The 17,923-nt window shown below is 72.0% G+C and carries 14 protein-coding genes; 3 read left to right on the forward strand and 11 right to left on the reverse strand.

Going from position 1 to position 17,923, the window contains the following annotated elements; genetic code table 11:
- Positions 1-11: 11 nt before the first annotated feature.
- The 5 genes from ilvC to I8D64_RS02675 all read right to left on the reverse strand — a co-directional run bounded on the left by ilvC (position 12) and on the right by I8D64_RS02675 (position 5,863).
- Positions 12-1,043, reverse strand: coding sequence for a ketol-acid reductoisomerase (gene ilvC / locus I8D64_RS02655; RefSeq protein WP_200500927.1), 1,032 nt, complete (start codon positions 1,041-1,043; stop codon positions 12-14).
- A 120-nt stretch (positions 1,044-1,163) separates the two neighbouring features.
- Complete coding sequence (gene ilvN / locus I8D64_RS02660; protein WP_200500928.1) at positions 1,164-1,745, reverse strand: acetolactate synthase small subunit; 582 nt, start codon at positions 1,743-1,745, stop codon at positions 1,164-1,166.
- A 3-nt stretch (positions 1,746-1,748) separates the two neighbouring features.
- Entirely contained in the window at positions 1,749-3,506 is a 1,758-nt protein-coding gene (locus I8D64_RS02665; protein WP_200500929.1) for an acetolactate synthase large subunit, read from the reverse strand.
- Between the two features lie 261 nt (positions 3,507-3,767).
- Positions 3,768-4,538 carry a LuxR C-terminal-related transcriptional regulator gene (locus I8D64_RS02670; RefSeq protein ID WP_200500930.1) on the reverse strand — a complete coding sequence of 257 codons (771 nt, stop codon included), beginning with the start codon at positions 4,536-4,538 and terminating at the stop codon, positions 3,768-3,770.
- Positions 4,535-5,863, reverse strand: coding sequence for an ATP-binding protein (locus I8D64_RS02675; RefSeq protein ID WP_200500931.1), 1,329 nt, complete (start codon positions 5,861-5,863; stop codon positions 4,535-4,537). The genes I8D64_RS02670 and I8D64_RS02675 overlap by 4 nt, the downstream gene beginning before the upstream one ends.
- Positions 5,864-6,013: 150 nt before the next feature.
- On the opposite strand from I8D64_RS02675, the gene I8D64_RS02680 reads away from it, so the two are divergent.
- Both I8D64_RS02680 and I8D64_RS02685 read left to right on the forward strand, forming a co-directional pair.
- A complete protein-coding gene (locus I8D64_RS02680; RefSeq protein WP_200500932.1) occupies positions 6,014-7,501 on the forward strand; it encodes a PspC domain-containing protein in 1,488 nt (495 codons plus the stop codon).
- Between the two features lie 260 nt (positions 7,502-7,761).
- Positions 7,762-7,941 carry a hypothetical protein gene (locus tag I8D64_RS02685; protein WP_200500933.1) on the forward strand — a complete coding sequence of 60 codons (180 nt, stop codon included), beginning with the start codon at positions 7,762-7,764 and terminating at the stop codon, positions 7,939-7,941.
- Positions 7,942-8,108: 167 nt separating this feature from the next.
- Here the strand turns inward: I8D64_RS02685 and ilvD are convergent, their stop codons facing one another.
- On the reverse strand, positions 8,109-9,944 hold the full coding sequence (gene ilvD / locus I8D64_RS02690) for a dihydroxy-acid dehydratase (RefSeq protein ID WP_200500934.1): 1,836 nt from the start codon (positions 9,942-9,944) through the stop codon (positions 8,109-8,111).
- A 78-nt stretch (positions 9,945-10,022) separates the two neighbouring features.
- Between ilvD and I8D64_RS02695 the strand changes: the two genes are divergently transcribed.
- Positions 10,023-10,856, forward strand: coding sequence for a helix-turn-helix transcriptional regulator (locus I8D64_RS02695; RefSeq protein WP_343068403.1), 834 nt, complete (start codon positions 10,023-10,025; stop codon positions 10,854-10,856).
- Positions 10,857-10,889: 33 nt separating this feature from the next.
- Here I8D64_RS02695 and I8D64_RS02700 read toward each other — a convergent pair whose 3' ends face one another.
- From I8D64_RS02700 to I8D64_RS02720, 5 genes are all read right to left on the reverse strand, one after another.
- Positions 10,890-11,627, reverse strand: coding sequence for a hypothetical protein (locus I8D64_RS02700; RefSeq protein WP_200500936.1), 738 nt, complete (start codon positions 11,625-11,627; stop codon positions 10,890-10,892).
- A 70-nt stretch (positions 11,628-11,697) separates the two neighbouring features.
- Complete coding sequence (locus tag I8D64_RS02705; protein ID WP_200500937.1) at positions 11,698-14,187, reverse strand: GNAT family N-acetyltransferase; 2,490 nt, start codon at positions 14,185-14,187, stop codon at positions 11,698-11,700.
- A gap of 17 nt (positions 14,188-14,204) precedes the next feature.
- Complete coding sequence (locus I8D64_RS02710; RefSeq protein WP_200500938.1) at positions 14,205-15,578, reverse strand: lysine N(6)-hydroxylase/L-ornithine N(5)-oxygenase family protein; 1,374 nt, start codon at positions 15,576-15,578, stop codon at positions 14,205-14,207.
- The gene (locus I8D64_RS02715; protein ID WP_200500939.1) at positions 15,575-17,176 is read right to left on the reverse strand and encodes a pyridoxal phosphate-dependent decarboxylase family protein; all 1,602 of its coding nucleotides are present in this window, start codon (positions 17,174-17,176) and stop codon (positions 15,575-15,577) included. The genes I8D64_RS02710 and I8D64_RS02715 overlap by 4 nt, the downstream gene beginning before the upstream one ends.
- A gap of 190 nt (positions 17,177-17,366) precedes the next feature.
- Entirely contained in the window at positions 17,367-17,900 is a 534-nt protein-coding gene (locus I8D64_RS02720; protein WP_200500940.1) for a mycothiol transferase, read from the reverse strand.
- Positions 17,901-17,923: the final 23 nt, after the last annotated feature.

Raw genomic sequence — 17,923 nt, forward strand, 5'->3', positions numbered from 1 at the left:
ATCAGCGGGGATCAGCGCGCCGCGCTGCCCTCGACGTAGTCGGAGTCCAGCTGGTCGTTGTTCCAGGAGAACATGCCGCGCAGCTCCTTGCCGACCTTCTCGATCGGGTGGGCGGCCTCCTTCTCGCGCAGCTGCTTGAACTCGGGCGCGCCCTTGTCCTGGTCGTCGATGAAGCGCTTGGCGAAGGCGCCGTCCTGGATGTCGGAGAGGACGTCCTTCATGGCCTGCTTGGTCTCGGAGGTGACCACGCGGGGGCCGGAGACGTAGTCGCCGTACTCGGCGGTGTCCGAGCAGGACCAGCGCTGCTTGGTGATGCCGCCCTCGTTCATGAGGTCGACAATCAGCTTGAGCTCGTGGAGCACCTCGAAGTAGGCGATCTCCGGCTGGTAGCCGGCCTCGGTGAGCGTCTCGAAGCCCGCCTGGACCAGGTGGCTCACGCCGCCGCAGAGGACGGACTGCTCGCCGAACAGGTCGGTCTCGGTCTCCTCGGTGAAGGAGGTCTTGATGACGCCCGCGCGGGTGCCGCCGATGCCCTTGGCGTAGCTGAGCGCGAGGTCCCAGGCCTGGCCGGTCGCATCCTGCTCGACGCCGACGATGTCCGGGATGCCGCGGCCGCCCTCGAACTCGCGGCGCACGGTGTGGCCGGGAGCCTTGGGGGCGATGAGGATGACGTCCACATCGGCCGGGGGCTTGATGAGGTCGTAGCGGATGTTGAAGCCGTGCGCGAAGGCGAGCGCCTTGCCCGCCGACAGGTTCGGCTCGATCGACTCGGCGTAGATGGAGCGCTGGGTCTGGTCGGGCGCGAGGACCATGATGACGTCGGCCCACGCGGTCGCGTCGGCCACGTTCTTGACCTCGAAGCCGAGCTCCTGGGCCTTCTGGGTCGAGCTCGAGCCGTCACGCAGGGCGATGACGACCTCGACGCCGCTGTCGCGGAGGTTCAGGGCGTGCGCGTGCCCCTGGGAGCCGAAGCCGACGATCGCGACCTTCTTGCCCTGGATGATGGACAGGTCGGCGTCGTCGTCGTAGAAGATCTCGGCCACAATGTGCTCCTTCGTTGGTGTGTCGGCTGTTCGGGCGACGCTCTCATCGTAGTCCGGGGACAGCCTGGCGTGTCTTACGTGTTGAGAAGTGGACTTCGGATTCTGAGACCGGCCGGACGATCAGTCGGGCAGGAACTCCTCGACGAGCGACTCGGGCCCGCGGCTGATCGCGACGGCGCCGGACTTCACGATCTCGCGGATCCCGAAGGGCTCGAGCATGTCCAGCAGCGCGACGAGCTTGTCCTCGGTGCCGGTGGCCTCGATGGTCACGGCCTCCGCGCCGGCGTTGACGACCTTCGCGCGGAACATCTGCACGATCTCGAGGACCGAGGTGCGGGTCGCGTTGTCGGCCCCGACCTTCACGAGCACCAGCTCGCGCTGCACGGTGCGGCGCGGCTCGAGGTGCACGATGCGCAGCACGTTCACGAGCTTGTCGAGCTGGCGCACGATCTGCTCGAGCGGCTGCTCGGCGACGTCGACGACCACGGTGATCCGGGAGATCTCCGGGTGCTCCGTCGGGCCGACGGCGAGGGAGGAGATGTTGAACCCGCGGCGCGCGAACAGCGCCGAGACGCGGGTGAGCACGCCCGGCTTGTTCTCGACCAGCACCGAGAGGGTCTGGGTGTCGTGCAGCGCCGCGGCGTCCGCGCGGGAGCTGCCCTGCGTGCTGTCGGGACGGGTGTCGTTCGTGGTGGTGTCCATGGCTCAGATGTCCCTCTCCCACTCGGGGCTCATGCCCTGGGCGATCTGGATCTCGTCGTTGGAGACGCCGGAGGGCACCATCGGCCACACCATGGCGTCCGCGCTGACCGTGAAGTCGATGACGACGGGCCGGTCGTTGATCTCCATGGCCTGCTGGATGGTCGCGTCGATGTCCTCGTCCCGCTCGCAGCGCAGGCCCGCGGCCCCGTACGCCTCTGCGAGCTTCACGAAGTCCGGGACGCGGCGCGTGCCGTGCCCCGTGTTCAGGTCCGTGTGGGAGTAGCGGCGGTCGTAGAACAGGTTCTGCCACTGGCGCACCATGCCCAGCGAGCTGTTGTTGATGATCGCGACCTTGATCGGGATGTCGTTGATGACGCAGGTCGCGAGCTCCTGGTTGGTCATCTGGAAGCAGCCGTCACCGTCGATCGCCCACACGACGCGATCTGGCGCGCCGACCTTCGCGCCCATCGCCGCGGGCACCGAGTAGCCCATGGTGCCCAGGCCGCCGGAGTTGATCCAGGAGTTCGGGCGCTCGTAGTGGATGAACTGGCTGGACCACATCTGGTGCTGCCCCACACCGGAGACGAAGATCGACTCCGGCCCGGAGATCTCCCCGATCCGGGAGATCACCTTCTGCGGCGCGGTGTAGCCGTCGTCGGTCGTGGTCCAGCCCAGCGGGTAGGTCTCGCGCAGGTTGTCGAGCACGCGCCACCAGGCGTCCAGGTCCGGGTGGCCCTCGCGCTCGATGCGCTCGCGCAGCTCTCCCGTCAGCGCGGTGGCCGCGGCGCCCGCGTCCGCGATGATCGAGACGTCGGCGTGGCGGTTCTTGTCGATCTCCGCGGGGTCGATGTCGATGTGCACGACCTTGGCGCGCGGGGCGAAGGAGTCCAGCCGCCCGGTGACGCGATCGTCGAAGCGGGCGCCGATGGCGATGATGAGATCGGCGCGCTGCAGGGCGGAGACCGCCGCGACGCTGCCGTGCATGCCGGGCATCCCCAGGTGATGGGGATGGGAGTCCGGCAGCGCGCCGCGACCCATGAGGGTGGTGGTGATCGGGCCGTCGGTGACGTCCACGAGCTCGCGCACGGCATCGCTCGCGCCGGCGCGGATCACGCCGCCGCCCACGAGGAACGCGGGGCGCTCGCTGGCCATGATGAGCTCGGCCGCCTCGCGCACCGAGCGCGTGGAGGGCTCGGTGTGGGGGCGGTACCCGGGCAGCTCCTCGTCCTCGGGCCACACGAAGTCGGTGATGCCCTGCTGGGCGTCCTTGGTGACGTCCACGAGCACGACTCCGGGCCGGCCCGTCGAGGCGATGTGGAAGGCCTGCTTGATGACGCGGGGGATCTCCGCGGGGTCCTTGACCAGGAAGTTGTGCTTGGTGACGGGCATCGTCATGCCGACGATGTCCGCCTCCTGGAAGGCGTCGGTGCCGATGAACATCGAGCCGACCTGACCGGTGATCGCGACCATCGGGATCGAGTCCATCTGGGCGTCGGCGATCGCCGTGATGAGGTTCGTTGCGCCGGGACCGGAGGTCGCCATGCACACGCCGACCTTCCCGGTCGCGTGCGCGTAGCCGCTGGCCGCGTGCCCCGCGCCCTGCTCGTGGCGCACCAGGATGTGCTGCAGGGTCTCCGCATCCATGAGCGGGTCGTAGGTGGGCAGGATGGCCCCGCCGGGAAGGCCGAAGACGACGTCGGCCCCCGCGTGCTCGAGCGACATGATCAGTGATGCGGCGCCGGTGACTCTCGTGCCTGTCATCGGAACTCCTTCGGTCTTCGCGGATGGGGCTGTGCAGATCCTCGGCCGATGTCCCCCGCTCCACCCATGGCGGGGACTGGGCCCCGCGTGGGCATCAAAAAGCCCCTCGGCCTGGGGCTCTCGAGGGGCGCGCGGGACGTCTCGTCGTCGAACGGTGGCGTCAGCCGCGCTCTGGAAGTACGAGAATGATCGTCTGCATGCTGGCGACTGTAGTGCGCCCCACACCCGCGCGGCAAACCGTCCACCCTGTGGGACGGGCGCTCAGAGCAGTCGCCGCGAGAGCGCCCACGCCGTGAGCTCGTGCCGCGAGGACAGCTGCAGCTTGCGCAGCACGCTCGACACGTGCGTCTCCACGGTCTTGATGGAGATGAACAGCTCGGAGGCGACCTCCTTGTAGGCGTACCCCTGAGCGATCAGGCGCATCACCTCCAGCTCTCGACGGGTGAGACGGTCCAGCTCCTCGTCGCTCGCGGCCTCCTCTCCCCCGGCGGCCCCGAAGGCGTCGAGGACGAAGCCCGCGAGCAGCGGTGAGAACACCGCGTCTCCGGCCACCACCCGGTGCAGGGCCGCGGAGACCTCGGCGCCCGAGGTGCTCTTGGTGAGGTACCCGCGCGCCCCGGCTCGGATCACGCGCACCACGTCGTCGGCCGCGTCGGAGACGCTGAGGGCGAGGAACACCGGCGGGCGTCCCGCCGTCGTCGGGTCCGCCCCGGGCGCCACAGTCACCCCGGGCGCGACGGACGCACCGGGAGCGGGGGGCGCACCGGGCGCCGACCGCTCGACGCCCGTGGTGCGGGCGATCACCTCCGCGCCGCCGCCTCCGCGCCCACCGGGGAGATGGACGTCCAGCAGCACGGTCACCGGACGGAGCTCCCGGATCGCCTCGACCGCCTCCTCGACCGTTCCGGCCTCGCCCAGCACGTCGATGTCCGCGGACAGCTCCGCCCGCAGCCCGGAGCGGAAGATCGAATGGTCGTCGACGATGAGAGTGGTCAGGCGCTCGGCCGCGGGGGTGCTGGACGTGGTGCTCATCGGTGCTCCTGGTGCGGCGGGGCGGGGGTCGTCTCTGCGGAGGGGGCGGGTGCTCGCTCGTTCTCGCCCGCGTCCCGGGCCCGTGGGAGGCGCAGCACGACGCGCGTCCCGGTGCCGCCGGGTCCGGGCTGGATCCGGGCGCTGCCTCCCAGGCGCCGCATGCGGCCGATGATCGATTCCCGCACGCCCAGCCGCTCCGGGCCGATGGATGCGAGATCGAAGCCGGGGCCGCGATCGGAGACGGTCACCTCGAGCATCCCGTCCGACGCCTCGGAGAACACGCTGATCGTGCCCCCGGCGTGCCGGGCGGCGTTCAGCATCGCCTCCCGGGTCGCGGCGAGCAGTCCTTCCGGCGCCTCCGGCACGGCGCGGCCGGTGGTGACCACGTCGATCCTCACCGCGTGCTCCTGCTCGCACTGCATGGCCGCGCGCCGGAGCTCGGAGGCGAGGTCGAGCGGTCCGTCGGCCCCGTTGCCGGTGGTCTCGGCGAACAGCCAGCTGCGCAGTTCGCGCTCCTGTCCGCGCGCCAGCCGCGAGGCCTCGGATCCGGGCTCCGCCTTCTGCTGGATCAGAGCCAGCGTCTGCAGCACCGAGTCATGGAGATGGGCGGCGAACTCCGCCCGCTCCACCTCGCGGGCGCGCGCGGCGCGCTCCTCGGCGAGGTCGCGCACCAGGCGCACGGCCCAGGGCGCGAGGACCACGCCGACGCCCAGCAGCACGGAGGCCGCCGCCACGAACACGGTCCACACGTTCGGCTCGGCGTCGGAGACGAAGAACAGCAGGATCCCGAGCACCACGAGGGCGAGCGCCCCGGCGACCCGAGCGATCTGCGCCGACGGGCCGCTCGCGCGTCCGATGCGGAGCTCGTGGAGCTGCCGCCAGGCGAGTCCGGCGCCGATGAGCACGAACACGGCGGGCACGAAGAACGCCAGTGGGATCTGCGCTCCCATGCGCGATGCGACCATGGCGCCGCCCGCGAGCAGCAGGGCGAGTCCGAGGAGGATCTCGGTGACGGGTGCCCGCCCCAGCGCGGACCGGCTCGACGAGCCGTCCCGGGCCTGATCGCGCGCCTGTTCGTCCTCGGCGCCCGCCGCGTTCGCATCCGTCGCGGGTGACGCCGCCCGGGTGAGAGGAGCGCGCAGCGCCGGGGCGTCCGTCCCGGCGAGGGGCGTCGTCGCCCACAGCCACACGTACAGCAGGGCCCCGGCGCCGCCCGTCGCGGTGAGCACGCAGGCTCCGGCGCGGACAGCGGCCAGGGGCAGGCCCGTGTGCTCGGCGAGACCCGCGCACACTCCTGCCACGGCATGCTGCCGGGGCCGGATCATCCTGGTCGTCCTCACGCCCTCATCCAAGCAGGCGCGGGTCCCTCCCGGCACCGCCCCGGGGCCGATCCCAGGGTTCTGCCCCGACATCCCAGGGGGTTCTCGGGGTGCTCCCCGATGGTGCGGCGCCCTCCGCCCGGGAATGCTGGAGCCATGACGAACCCTCCCCACGGCCCCGACTCCCCCGGCCCCTCCCCGGACGCACCGCACGGAGAGAGCGCGCCCCAGCCAGACGGCGCGGCACCCACCGACGGCGCGGCACCCACCGAGGGCGAGGCGCCGGGTCCACGCTTCGGCTTCTTCGCCTGGATGCGCGGCATCGGACTGGTGCGCAGCGACGAGCGCTGGATCGCCGGCGTGTGCGGCGCCGTCTCCGAGCGCACGGGCCTGGACCCCCTGCTGGTGCGCGGGATCGCGATCGTCGTCGCGCTCCTCGGCGGACCTGTGCTCATCGCCTACGCGATCGGCTGGGCGCTGCTCCCCGACAGCCGGGACGAGATCGTGCTCGAGGATCTCTTCGCCGGGATCTTCGCCCCCGCGCAGATCGCGATCGGGGTGCTGTTCGTCCTGGGCCTCACCCCCTACGGTCAGGGGCTGTGGTGGCGGGGCGCGCCGGACTGGTGGAGCATGCCGGGCTGGCTCGAGACAACCGTGCGCACCGCCTGGGCCCTCGTGCTCGTCGGCATCCTGTTCTGGCTCGTCGTGCTCATCGCACGCCGCACTGGCGACCACGCCGGCCAGGGCCCCGACCGTCCGCACGGGACACGCGGGACGCGCGGCGAGTCCGCCGGCACCGCGAGGACTGAAGGACCCTCGCAGGGTCGGCACTGGTCGTCCATCGGCTCATCCCTCGGCGGCGCGCCGCGCGCCGCGAGGGGCGCCGGGCACCACGGCTCCTCCTTCCAGGAGAGGACGGCCGATCGGCGCGCCCACGAGGAGGATCTGCGACACCGTCGTGAGGAGAGGCTCGCCGAGCGCGCGGCGAGGTGGCGCAGACGCCAGCCCTCCGCCGGGTTCGTCGCGATCGGACTCGGCGCGGCCCTGGTGATCGGTGCGCTCGTCGCCCTCTCCGCCCAGGTTCTGGGGTGGTCCGACGCTCCGCTCATCGTGGGTCTCGCAGGTGCCCTCGCGATCCTCGCCATCGCCACCGTGGTGGCGGGAATCCGCGGACGGGAGAGCGGCGGCCTGGGACTGTTCTCCTTCCTCGCCGTGATCGCCCTGGTCGTCTTCGGGGTCGTCCCCGCCGGCACGCAGATCAGCCCCTTCGGCGACACCCAGTGGAGGGTGGACGGGCAGAGCACCGGCACGACCGAGCGCTTCGCGATGATCGCCGGGAGCCCCGGCCTGGACCTGCGCGACCTGTCGCCCGCTGATCGCGGAGGCGACGTGGAGATGTGGCTGGGAGCGGGGACCACCCAGGTGCTCCTGCCCGAGGACGCCCCCGTGCGCGTGGAGGTCGACGGCCTGGTCGCGGGGGTCCGCACCCCCGACGCTCGCGACTCACAACCCGACGGGACCTTGCTCGCCTCGACCGAGCTCGAGAACCCGGCGGCGCGCACCGCCGACGAGCAGGACATCACGACCGTGCACGTGCGCGTGCTGTTCGGCACCGCCGACATCGACATCCAGGAGACCCCGTGACCGAGCACCAGCCTTTCGACCCCGCACGAGCGCCCGACGCGAGCACCGAATCCGTCCAAGCTGCGCATCCCGAACCGGCTCCCGACGCGTCGGCCGAGACAGACCACTCGCCGTCGAGCGACGTCCCGCAGGATGCCGATCACGGGACCTCCAGCGCCGAGGACGTCGCATCACTCCCCCTTCACGCCGGCCATGACCCGGAGGAGACGAGGGATGGTCGCGACGCCGAAGGGACGGACGTTCGGGAACGGCGTGGACCCGTGTTCGGCACGATCTTCTGGGGAGCGCTGCTGCTGGTCATCGCGTTCATCGTCGGCATCCGAGCCGTCCCGGCCGTCTCCATAGATCCGACGGTGCTGCTGATCGGGGCGGTGGTGGCGCTGGGATGCCTGCTGGTGGTCGCCGGCGTCGCGGCTGCTCTGCGCCGGCCCCGCCGCTGACCGAAGTCACCTGTGGTGCCCGGCTCGCGCACCCGAGCGCGCAGAGGTGACGGCCGGCCCCCCGCACTCATGCCACCGGGCCGATCTCATGGTCGCGGCGGAGTCGGGGCTGCCGGGCGGGCCGCGCGCAGCGGCCGTTCACCGGCACCTGCGCAGTGGCCGCACGCTCAGTCCAACGGCTTCCGGGTCGCGCCGTAGGTCGCCGAGCGCACCAGGTGCGCGTAGACCTTGAGCGCCTGGGTGACCTGGCGCTCGCGGCTCTCGGGGCGCCAGGGCAGATTGCCCTTGGCCGCACGGCGGCGGGTGAGCTCGTCCTCCGGCACGTCGAGCTGGAGCAGGCGCTTGTCGACGTCGATGATGACCTTGTCGCCGTCCTCGACCAGGCCGATGAGTCCGCCCTCGGCCGCCTCCGGGGAAATGTGGCCGATGGAGACGCCGCTGGTGCCGCCGGAGAAGCGCCCGTCGGTGACCAGGGCGCAGGCCTTGCCGAGCCCACGTCCCTTGAGGAATGAGGTCGGGTAGAGCATCTCCTGCATGCCCGGTCCGCCCTGCGGGCCCTCGTAGCGGATGACGACGATGTCGCCCTCCTTGACCGTCTTGTCGAGGATCTTCTGAACTGCCTCCTCCTGCGAGTCGCACACCACGGCGCTGCCCTCGAAGTGGAAGAGGTCCTCGGTGATGCCGGCCGTCTTGATGACGGCGCCCTCGGTGGCGAGGTTGCCCTTGAGCACGCAGAGCCCGCCGTCCTTGGTGTAGGCGTGCGGGACCGCGCGGATGGCGCCGCCCTCGGCGTCGAGATCGAGGTCGTCCCAGAGGTTCGCCTGGGAGAACGCCTGCGTGGTCCGCACCCCGCCGGGAGCCGCGCGGAAGAAGGTCTTGGCCTCCTCGCTGGTCTCCCCGCTGCGCACGTCCCACTCGGCGAGCCAGGACTGCAGGTCCGGCGAGTGCACGGAGTGGACCGAGTGGTCGAGCAGGCCGGCGCGGCCGAGCTCGCCCAGGATCGCGGGGATGCCGCCAGCCCGGTGGACGTCCTCGATGTGGTACTTCTGGCTGTTCGGGGCGACCTTGGAGACGCACGGCACGGACCGCGAGAGGCGGTCGATGTCCTCGAGGCCGAAGTCGATCCCGCCCTCGATCGCGGCGGCCAGGATGTGCAGCACGGTGTTCGTCGACCCGCCCATCGCGACGTCCAGGCTCATCGCGTTCGTGAACGCGGCCTTGGTGGCGATGTTGCGCGGGAGCACCGACTCGTCGTCGTCCCCGTAGTAGCGGCGGCACAGGTCCACGACGGTGCGGCCGGCGCGCAGGAACAGCTCCTTGCGCAGCGCATGGGTGGCGAGCGTGGTGCCGTTGCCCGGCAGCGAGAGGCCGAGCGCCTCGGTGAGGCAGTTCATCGAGTTCGCGGTGAACATTCCCGAGCACGACCCGCACGTGGGGCAGGCGTTCTCCTCGATCTCGGCGAGCTGGACGTCGGTGACGCTCTCGTCGGCCGAGATCGAGATCGCGTCCACGAGGTCCAGGCGGTGGTCGACGACGCCCTCGACGGGCTTGCCGGACTCCATCGGCCCGCCGGAGACGAACACGACCGGGATGTTCAGGCGCATGGCGGCCATGAGCATGCCGGGAGTGATCTTGTCGCAGTTCGAGATGCACACGATCGCGTCCGCGCAGTGGGCGTTGACCATGTACTCGACGCTGTCGGCGATCACGTCGCGGCTGGGCAGCGAGTAGAGCATGCCGCCGTGACCCATGGCGATGCCGTCGTCCACGGCGATCGTGTTGAACTCCTTGGCGACGCCGCCGGCCTCCTTGATGGCGCCGGCGACGAGGTCGCCCATGTTCTTCAGGTGCACGTGGCCGGGCACGAACTGGGTGTACGAGTTCGCGATCGCGATGATCGGTTTGCCGAAGTCGGACTTCTCCATGCCGGTCGCGCGCCACAGGGCGCGGGCACCGGCCATGTTGCGGCCGTGGGTCGAGGTTCGAGAGCGCAGTTGGGGCATATGACCATTAGGCCACGGTGGTGCGGAACCCACCAAGACGCCAGCACTACTAGTGGTGGAACTGATAGTTTTCGGCGCGTGGACGAACCAGCACGCAAGGAGCTCGGCGCCCTCCTGCGCCGACGGCGCAACGAGGTCGAGCGCTCGGACTACGACCTGGGCCCGGTGGGCCGCGGGCGCACCACGGGTCTGCGGCGCGAGGAGATCGCCTTCCTCTCGGGCGTCTCCGTCACCTGGTACACGTGGCTCGAGCAGGGGCGCGACATCAACCCCTCCCGCCAGGTGATCGACGCGGTCGCGGTGAACCTGCACCTCAGCGAGGTCGAGCACGACTACGTGCTGGGCCTCGCGGGCTTCACCCCGCGTCCCCGCCCCGAGCTCGCCGAGCCCGAGCCGGTCCCCGCGCACGTCCAGCACCTGCTGGACGCCCTGGACCCGGCACCTTCTTTCGCGCTCACCGCGCACTGGGACGTGGCCGCCTGGAACCGCAGTTACGAGGGACTGTTCCCGGGCGTGCTCGATGCCGATCCCGCCCAGCGGAACCTCCTGCAGTTCATCTTCACCGACGAGCGCGTGCGGGCGATGCTGCCCGAATGGGAGCTCACCAGCCGGCAGTTCCTCGCCGAGTACCGCGCCGAGGCGGGAGGACGCGCCGGTGGTCCGCAGCACGTGCGACTGGTCAAGCACCTGCGCTCGCTCTCCCCCGACTTCTCCCGCGCGTGGGACGCCCACGAGGTCGAGCGCTTCAGCTCGCGCGTGCGCATCTTCGAGCACCCGGTCGGCGGACGCCTGGTGTTCGAGCAGGTCAACATCGTCCCGCAGGACGCGCCCGACCTGCACATCGTCTCCTACCTGCCGCTGCCGGAGGGAGACACCCCCGCGGGCGTGCGCCGCCTCGCCGGCGAGGAGTAAGGGGCCGACGAGGCCCGCAGGCGGATCCGCTGCTCAGCGCCCGCCCGCGCGGAGGTCCTCCGCGCGGGGGTTCTCCGCGCGATGGTCCTCCGCGCGGGGGTCCTCGAGGGTGATCGCGACGACGAAGGGGTCGCCGGGCAGGTAGCGCACGGCGATCCGGCGGCCGGGCACCAGGTGGCGCAGGCTGCCGGGATGCAGGAACGCACGGGTGTCCGCGTCCCACGGGGTGCGGACGCCGCTGGGCTGCACGCGCACGCTCACGGCGACCTCGACCTGGTCGTCCAGGCTCGTGCCCGTCGGCTGCGAGCGGATCACGCGGGCGGGGGCGAGCACGCCGTGCAGTCGCGCCGCCGCGACCTCCGGCGGGATCAGGCCCAGGGCGATCCGTCGGCGCAGCAGCAGCTCGCGCACCAGCGGGTCCGCCGCGTCCACGAGCTCCGGGAAGCCCCCGCCGCCGGGGCCGAAGCGCACCGGGAACGGGACGCCGGGCACGAGCGCGGAGAGCTCCGCCGGGGTCAGGCGCACGCGCAGCGCGAGCAGCGAGGGCTCGCGGCCGTCGCGCTCGATGCGCAGGCGCACCAGGTGCTCACGGGAGGGATCAGCACCGGAGGCATCTGCCGATGCGGTGCCGCCGACGCCCCCTTCGGTGCACCACAGGTCGAGCACGCTCGCGACGCCGATGGTGGACGACCGGGACGCGGACGGCCCGGACGGCGCAGTTCTCGCGCGCCTCGCCCCGAGCAGTGCAGCACCGAGGCTGAACCGTCCCATGCCCGTCCGTCCTTCCCGTCGATCACGCGCCGCACCGTGATGCGGCGCGTGATCGCATGCTAGCGGCGGATCAGGCGACGGGCAGAGCCGGCTCGGCCTCCGGGACGTCGGCGGTGCGCGCCACGGGATTGGGCATCGTCCCGGCGTAGAGCAGGGATTCGGCCTGGTTGCCGATGTCGACCATCTGCAGCGTGTTGCGCAGCTGCAGCCGGTTCAGGCACGAGTGCGCGAACTCCGCTGTGCGCAGATCCACGTCGCCCGCGAGCCCGCGCGCGAGCTCGGGGTGGCGCGCCTCATAGGCGTCCAGGGCCCCGGCGACCCGCTGCCAGAACACCTCGGCCGGCAGGACCCCGTCGGCCTCGAGGATCCCGGAGAGGTGGCGCAGCACGCCGTCGAAGATGTCCGTGAAGACGGACAGCGCCTTCTCATCGCCCGGGACCACCGCGCGGATCCGCGCGATCCGCTCGGGCAGCTCGCGGTGGCCCAGCACAGCCGTCTCCTCGCCGATGTCCTTCATGAACGCGCCCACCACGCGTTGCTCGCGCACGCGCAGGATGAGGTTCTCGCCGTGCGGCATGAACACGAGGTCGTGGCCGAGCAGGGCGTGGACCAGCGGCTGCAGGTAGGCGGAGAGGTAGTCGTCGAGCCATTCCTCGGGACTGAGGCCGGAAGCGCGGATCATCTGCGTCGCCAGGGCCGTGCCCTCGTGGTCGCGGTGCAGCAGCGCCGCCATGGTCATAGCCCGCTCGCCCTCGCCGAGCAGCGGCAGGGGGTTCTCGCGCCACAGGGCCGCGAGCATCTTGCGGTGCGGGTTGGTCGCGGGCGTGCGGTGGTAGACGTCGCCCGTGTACCCGAGCGCCGCGCGCTCGCGCAGCACGGAGAAGCCCTGCGCCGCGAACTCGGGGTCGCCCGTGACGACGCCGTGCACCCAGTCGTTGATGGCGGGCGTGTCGCGCATGTAGTGCGGGGAGAGCCCGCGCAGGAATCCCATGTTCTGGATCGCGAGCGCCGTCTTCACGTACGGGGCGCCGGACCGGCTGAGGTCGAAGAAGGTGCGCAGGGACTGCTGCGCCTGGAACTCGTCGCCGCCCGCGCCGAGGGGCACGAGGTCCTGGCGGGCCACGTCCGCGGCGAAGGTGAGCGGCAGGCGGTGGTCGGCCTGCCAGGGATGCAGCGGCATGAGGTGGTAGTCCGACGGGTCGAGCCCGCGCTCCCGGAGCCGGTCGGCGAAGGCGGCGCGCTCCTCGGCGCTGAGCGCCCCGGCCAGGTGCTCCTCGAGGTCGCAGCCCTCGCCGAGGCTCAGATGGCTGAGCTCCCGGCGCACCGCGATCCACTGCAGGCGCGTGCGCCGGCCCTGCTCGGGCGCATAGGCCCGGTAGTCGCTGAGCGCGTAGCCGATGCGGCCGTTGCCCGCGAGGAAGCCCGGGTGCCCCTCGGTCATGGCGGACTCGATCTGCTGCAGATCGGCGTCGAGCAGCTGCCGGGCGGTGGGCCGACGGCCCTCGCGGGCGTCCTGCAGCTTCGCGCACGCCGCCGCGAAGGTCGAGGCGAGCTCCTCGAGGTAGGTCGAGAGCAGGTCGTCGGGGATGCCGAGCACGCTCTGGAAGGCGGCGACGAACTCGAGCACGTCGAGGCGGCCGTGGGCCGGGCGAGCGCCGCCGCCAGCCGACGTGCCGTCGGCCGGCGTGCCGTCCGTCGACGTGCCGCCCGTCGACGTGCCGTTGGACGCGACCGGGTCCTGCGGCGTCTCGATCCGCACGATCGAGTCCTCGTCGACCAGCCAGTGCTCGAGCGGCAGCACGCGGGCGCGGAAGCGGTAGCTCGCCCCCGCCTCCGTGGGCTCGGCCAGCTCCCACCAGCCGTCCTCGAGATCGACGGGCGCCAGGATGCGCTCGTGCGAGAACTCGGAGATCGCCTTGGCGAGCAGGTGCCGGTGCACGGCGTCGGCGACGTCGGGCCGCAGGTGGGCGTGGGGATCCTCGGCATGCTCGCCGGAGCCGCCGCCGAGCGGGGAGGCCGCGAAATCCTCCCGGGTGCAGACGCTGAGGGCGGCGCGCTTGCTGTGGCCGTCGACCGTGAGGTCGAGCTCGCGCAGCACGCGGAATCCCACGGCGGCGTTCTTGGCGAGGATGCGGTCGTTGCGCACGTCGGGCTCGACGACGACGCGCTCGGCGCGGCGCTCCGTGAAGCAGAAGCGCATGACGGCGGCCATGATCTCCGCCGTGAAGCCGTGGCGCCGCTCCCCCGCCGGCGGGCCGACGAGCACGTGCATGCCCAGGTCGCCCGCGCGGGTGCGCAGCACGTGCGACGGGATGAGGATCGCGGGGTCGTAGGTCTCGAGGTAGACGACGTCGGCGCCGGTCCCGGGCTGGTCCGCGCTCTCGAGGGAGCCGATCCAGCCGTCCTGGCGGGGATCGTCGGCGATCGCTCGGAGGTAGTCGAGGGTCTGCTCGGGGCTGTGGTCCGTCATCTCCCAGTAGCGGGCGCGGGGATCGGTGAGCCAGGTGTGGACGAGGGGCGCGTCGCGCGCGGGGTCGACGGGTCGGAAGGTGATCTGCACGGTGGTCTCCTGGTGGGTCAGGCGTCGTCGGCGGGGAGGCCGAAGGTCTGGAAGGCGATGCGGCGCTCGATCGGGTAGGGCTCGCGGCCGGTGATCGCGTCGAGCACCACGGAGGCGCGCCAGGCGCCGAAGCCGAGGTCGGGGGCGGTGACGCCGTGCGTGTGCTCCTCGGCGTTCAGCACGTGGATCCGCTGCTGGTCGTCGATCGTGTAGTCGCGGGAGACATCGAGCCGGCCGCGGGAGTCGCGGCGGATCCGCCCGCCCAGGGGCGCGAGGAGCGCAGGCGCGCTCGAGCGGTACCCGGTGGCGCCGACCACGGCACGGGTGCGGTGCTCGCGCCGGGTGCCCAGCTCGCCGTGCTCGAGGGTGAGCACGTGCTCGCCGGCCTCCGCGTCGTGGCGCGCGGCGGTCACGGCGGTGTCGGTGAGCAGCGTGGTGGGGACCTCGGCGCCGCCCTGGCTGAGCCGGTAGAGCAGCTCGTGGATGTCGTCGATCAGGTCGCCGCTGATGCCCTTGTACAGGGTCCTCTGCTCGCGGCCCAGGCTCTCGCGCCGCTCCTCGGACAGGGAGCGGAACAGGTCCGTGTACTCCGGGGACGTCATCTCGAGGGTGAGCTTCGTGTACTCCATCGGGAAGAACCGCGGCGAGCGGGTCACCCAGTCCACGCGGGTGCCGCGGGCGGCCGCGTCCTCGAGCAGATCGCGGTAGATCTCCGCGGCGCTCTGGCCGCTGCCCACGATCGTCACGGAGCCCGCGTCCAGCAGCTGCTCGCGCGCGGGCAGGTACTGCGAGCTGTGGATCACGGGCGGGGCCGACTGGTCCGCCGCCTCGGCGAGCTCGGCGAGGGCGGGAGGGAGCGCGGGTCGGGTGCCGACGCCGAGCACCACGTGCCGGCCGCGATGCTCCTCGGTGCCGACGATCTCTCCCTCCGCGTCGAGCACGTCGGCCACCACGAGGAGGTGCTCGCCCTCCTCCTGGACCGAGCGGACGCGGCGCCGCCAGCGCAGCGTGTCCAGCTGCTCGGCGACCCAGCGGCAGTAGCGGTCGTACTCCGAGCGCAGCGGGTAGAAGGACTCGCGGATGTAGAAGGGGTAGAGCCTGCCGGTCTCCTTGAGGAACTGCAGGAAGGAGAAGCGCGAGGTGGGGTCGGCCATCGTCACCAGGTCAGCGAGGAACGGCACCTGGATGGTGGCGCCGTCGAGCATCATCCCGGGGTGCCAGGAGAAGCCGGGAGCCTGGTCGAGGAAGATCGCGTCGACGTCCTCGAGCGGCTCGCTGAGCGCGGCCATGCCGAGCCCGAAGGGGCCGATGCCGATGCCCACGAGGTCGTGGATGCGGGCGTCGTCCGCGTGGCTGGTCGCGGGGACGGTCGAGGGCGCGGCCGTGCTCATCGCTCGCTCCCCTCGGCGGCGAGGCGGCTGCCGGCGAGCAGGCCCCGGCCCGTCGCCCGCACGAGGTCGAGCACGGCGGCGACGTCCGTGACGGTCGCCTCGGGGTTCAGCAGGGTGAGCTTGAGCCACGGGGTGCCGTCGATCGTGGTGCGGGCGACCATCGCGCGGCCGGACTGGAAGAGGATCCGGCGGATGAGGGCGACGTGCCCGTCGGCCGTCCGGTCGTCCACGCCCTCGGGCTGGAACCGGAACAGCACGGTGCTGAGGTCGCTCGTGCCCAGCACGGTGAAGTCGCGGTCGGCGAGCAGCAGCGCGCGCACCTCGAGGGCGAGGTCGCAGACGGCGTCGACCATCTCGCCGAGCCGCGCGGGTCCGAGCGAGCGCAGGGTGGTCCAGAGCTTGAGGGCGTCGAAGCGGCGCGTGGTCTGCAGCGACTTGTCGACCTGGTTGGGCTCCGCCTCGGCCGACGCCGCCTCCGCCGCGGGGTTGAGGTAGTCCGCGTGCCAGGCCGCGGTGCGCAGGTCCGCAGGGTCGCGCACGAGGAGCGCGCTCGACGAGACGGGCTGGAAGAAGGTCTTGTGGAAGTCGATCGTCACGGAGTCCGCGCGCTCGATGCCCGTGAGCAGGTGGCGGCGGCGCTCGGAGACGAGCAGGCCTCCCCCGTAGGCGGCGTCCACGTGCAGCCAGATGCCGGCCTCCTCGCACGCCTCGGCGATGGCCGGCAGCGGATCGATGATCCCGCGGTCGGTGGTGCCGGCGGTGACGGCGACGGCCATCGGGAGCTCCCCCGCCGCCTCGAGCGCGGCGAGTCGCTCGCGCAGGTCAGCGGGGTCCATGCGCCCGTCGGCGTCGGAGTCGACGGCGATGACGGCGTCGGCCGCGAGCCCCAGCAGGTGCGCGGAGCGGGCGACCGAGAAGTGGCTCGCGGCCGTGGTGAGCACGCGCAGGCGCGGCAGCGCGTCGGTCCGCTCGCGCAGGTCCGCACGCAGGGCCCGCTCCCGGGCCAGGAACAGCGCCTGCAGGTTGGACTGCGTCCCGCCCGAGGTGAAGACGCCGTCGCCGCTCTCGAATCCGACGAGGCCCGCGGCCCACCGCACGAGGCGCTGCTCCATGTGGGTCGCGACGAGCGACTGGTCGAAGGTGTCCACGGACGTGTTCACCGCGGCGAGCATCGCCTCGGCCGCGACCGCGGGGAGGACCACGGGGCAGTTCAGGTGCGCGAGGTACGAGGGGTGGTGGAACCATACGGCGTTCCTCGCATAGAGCGCGTCGGCCTCGGCGAGGGCCGCTCGGTCGCCGATGCCCGAGCCGTCGAGGTCCACGTCCGCGACGAGACGCTCGAGGGCGTGCCGGTCGGGGCCGACGGAGGGGGCGTCGACGCTGCGGAAGCGCTCCGCGAGGGTATCGACGACCTCGTGGAGGAGCTCGGCGTAGGCGTCGGCAGAGGAGCCGTTCAGCAGCGCGGTCGTCGTAGTGGTGGTCGCGGTCGCGGTCGACGCCGTGGAGGCCGTCGCCGCGGAGGGCTCGGCGGCGGGCGCGCCGGTGCCGGCAGATGCCGGGAGCTCGTGCGCAGAGGTCTGCGGGAGCAGCTGGGACATGGTGGTCGGAACCTTCCTGCCGGTGGGGCGGAAGGTCGCCCCACGGTCGTTGAGGGTTGCCTACCCTAAGCGTGCTCGAGCGACTCTGCGCAAGCAGGCTCCCGGCCCGGATGAGATAGCCGACAGTTCCCGCGCATCGCTCGCCTGGCGAGGCGAACGCGCAGGCAGAGCGGATATTCGCGGTGCCCAATCACGGCGGGTCGTTGCCGACCAGCCCGTCGATCGCTTCGCGGACGATGGACGTCTGCCCAGTGTGCAGGAGGTTCTCCTCGAGGATGTCCACGAGCCGTCGCCGACGACTGACCTGGTACTCCGGGTCGTCCTGGACGAGCTCGTCGAGGCCGCCGTCCCGGACCAGGTCGCTCCACTCCCGGCGGCAGCGTCCGATCGTCTCGTACCAGAGGGCGTAGAGCTCCTCGGGCGGACTCTCGGCGGCCGTGGTCCATTCCGCGTCGTAGGCCGTCCACGGCTCGGGGCCGGTGGTGGGCGGGCCGGGGGCGCGTCCGGCGGCCGAGGCGGTCCACATCTCCTCGACCTTCGCGAGATGGACGATCGTGCCGGCGATCGTCACCCCCGAGGGCGGGTGCCGCGTGCCCAGCTGCTCCTGCGTGAGACCGCCGGACTTCCAGGCGAACTGGCGGTGCACGCGATCCAGGGCGAAGAGGAGCATCTCCCCCTCGCCGCCGCGCAGACAGTCCTCGATGGGTACGTCGTTGTAGTCCATGCCGCGAGAGTAGACCTCACGAG

This window comes from Brachybacterium halotolerans (genome assembly GCF_016623465.1).
Classification (GTDB): domain Bacteria; phylum Actinomycetota; class Actinomycetes; order Actinomycetales; family Dermabacteraceae; genus Brachybacterium; species Brachybacterium halotolerans.

Coding starts and splice junctions, on each gene's coding strand:
- ilvN (WP_200500928.1), bottom strand. CDS start 1,745: ATGGACACCACCACGAACGACACCCGTCCCGACAGCACGCAGGGCAGC.
- I8D64_RS02670 (WP_200500930.1), bottom strand. CDS start 4,538: ATGAGCACCACGTCCAGCACCCCCGCGGCCGAGCGCCTGACCACTCTC.
- I8D64_RS02675 (WP_200500931.1), bottom strand. CDS start 5,863: ATGATCCGGCCCCGGCAGCATGCCGTGGCAGGAGTGTGCGCGGGTCTC.
- I8D64_RS02665 (WP_200500929.1), bottom strand. CDS start 3,506: ATGACAGGCACGAGAGTCACCGGCGCCGCATCACTGATCATGTCGCTC.
- ilvD (WP_200500934.1), bottom strand. CDS start 9,944: ATGCCCCAACTGCGCTCTCGAACCTCGACCCACGGCCGCAACATGGCC.
- I8D64_RS02710 (WP_200500938.1), bottom strand. CDS start 15,578: ATGAGCACGGCCGCGCCCTCGACCGTCCCCGCGACCAGCCACGCGGAC.
- I8D64_RS02720 (WP_200500940.1), bottom strand. CDS start 17,900: ATGGACTACAACGACGTACCCATCGAGGACTGTCTGCGCGGCGGCGAG.
- I8D64_RS02715 (WP_200500939.1), bottom strand. CDS start 17,176: ATGTCCCAGCTGCTCCCGCAGACCTCTGCGCACGAGCTCCCGGCATCT.
- I8D64_RS02680 (WP_200500932.1), top strand. CDS start 6,014: ATGACGAACCCTCCCCACGGCCCCGACTCCCCCGGCCCCTCCCCGGAC.
- I8D64_RS02700 (WP_200500936.1), bottom strand. CDS start 11,627: ATGGGACGGTTCAGCCTCGGTGCTGCACTGCTCGGGGCGAGGCGCGCG.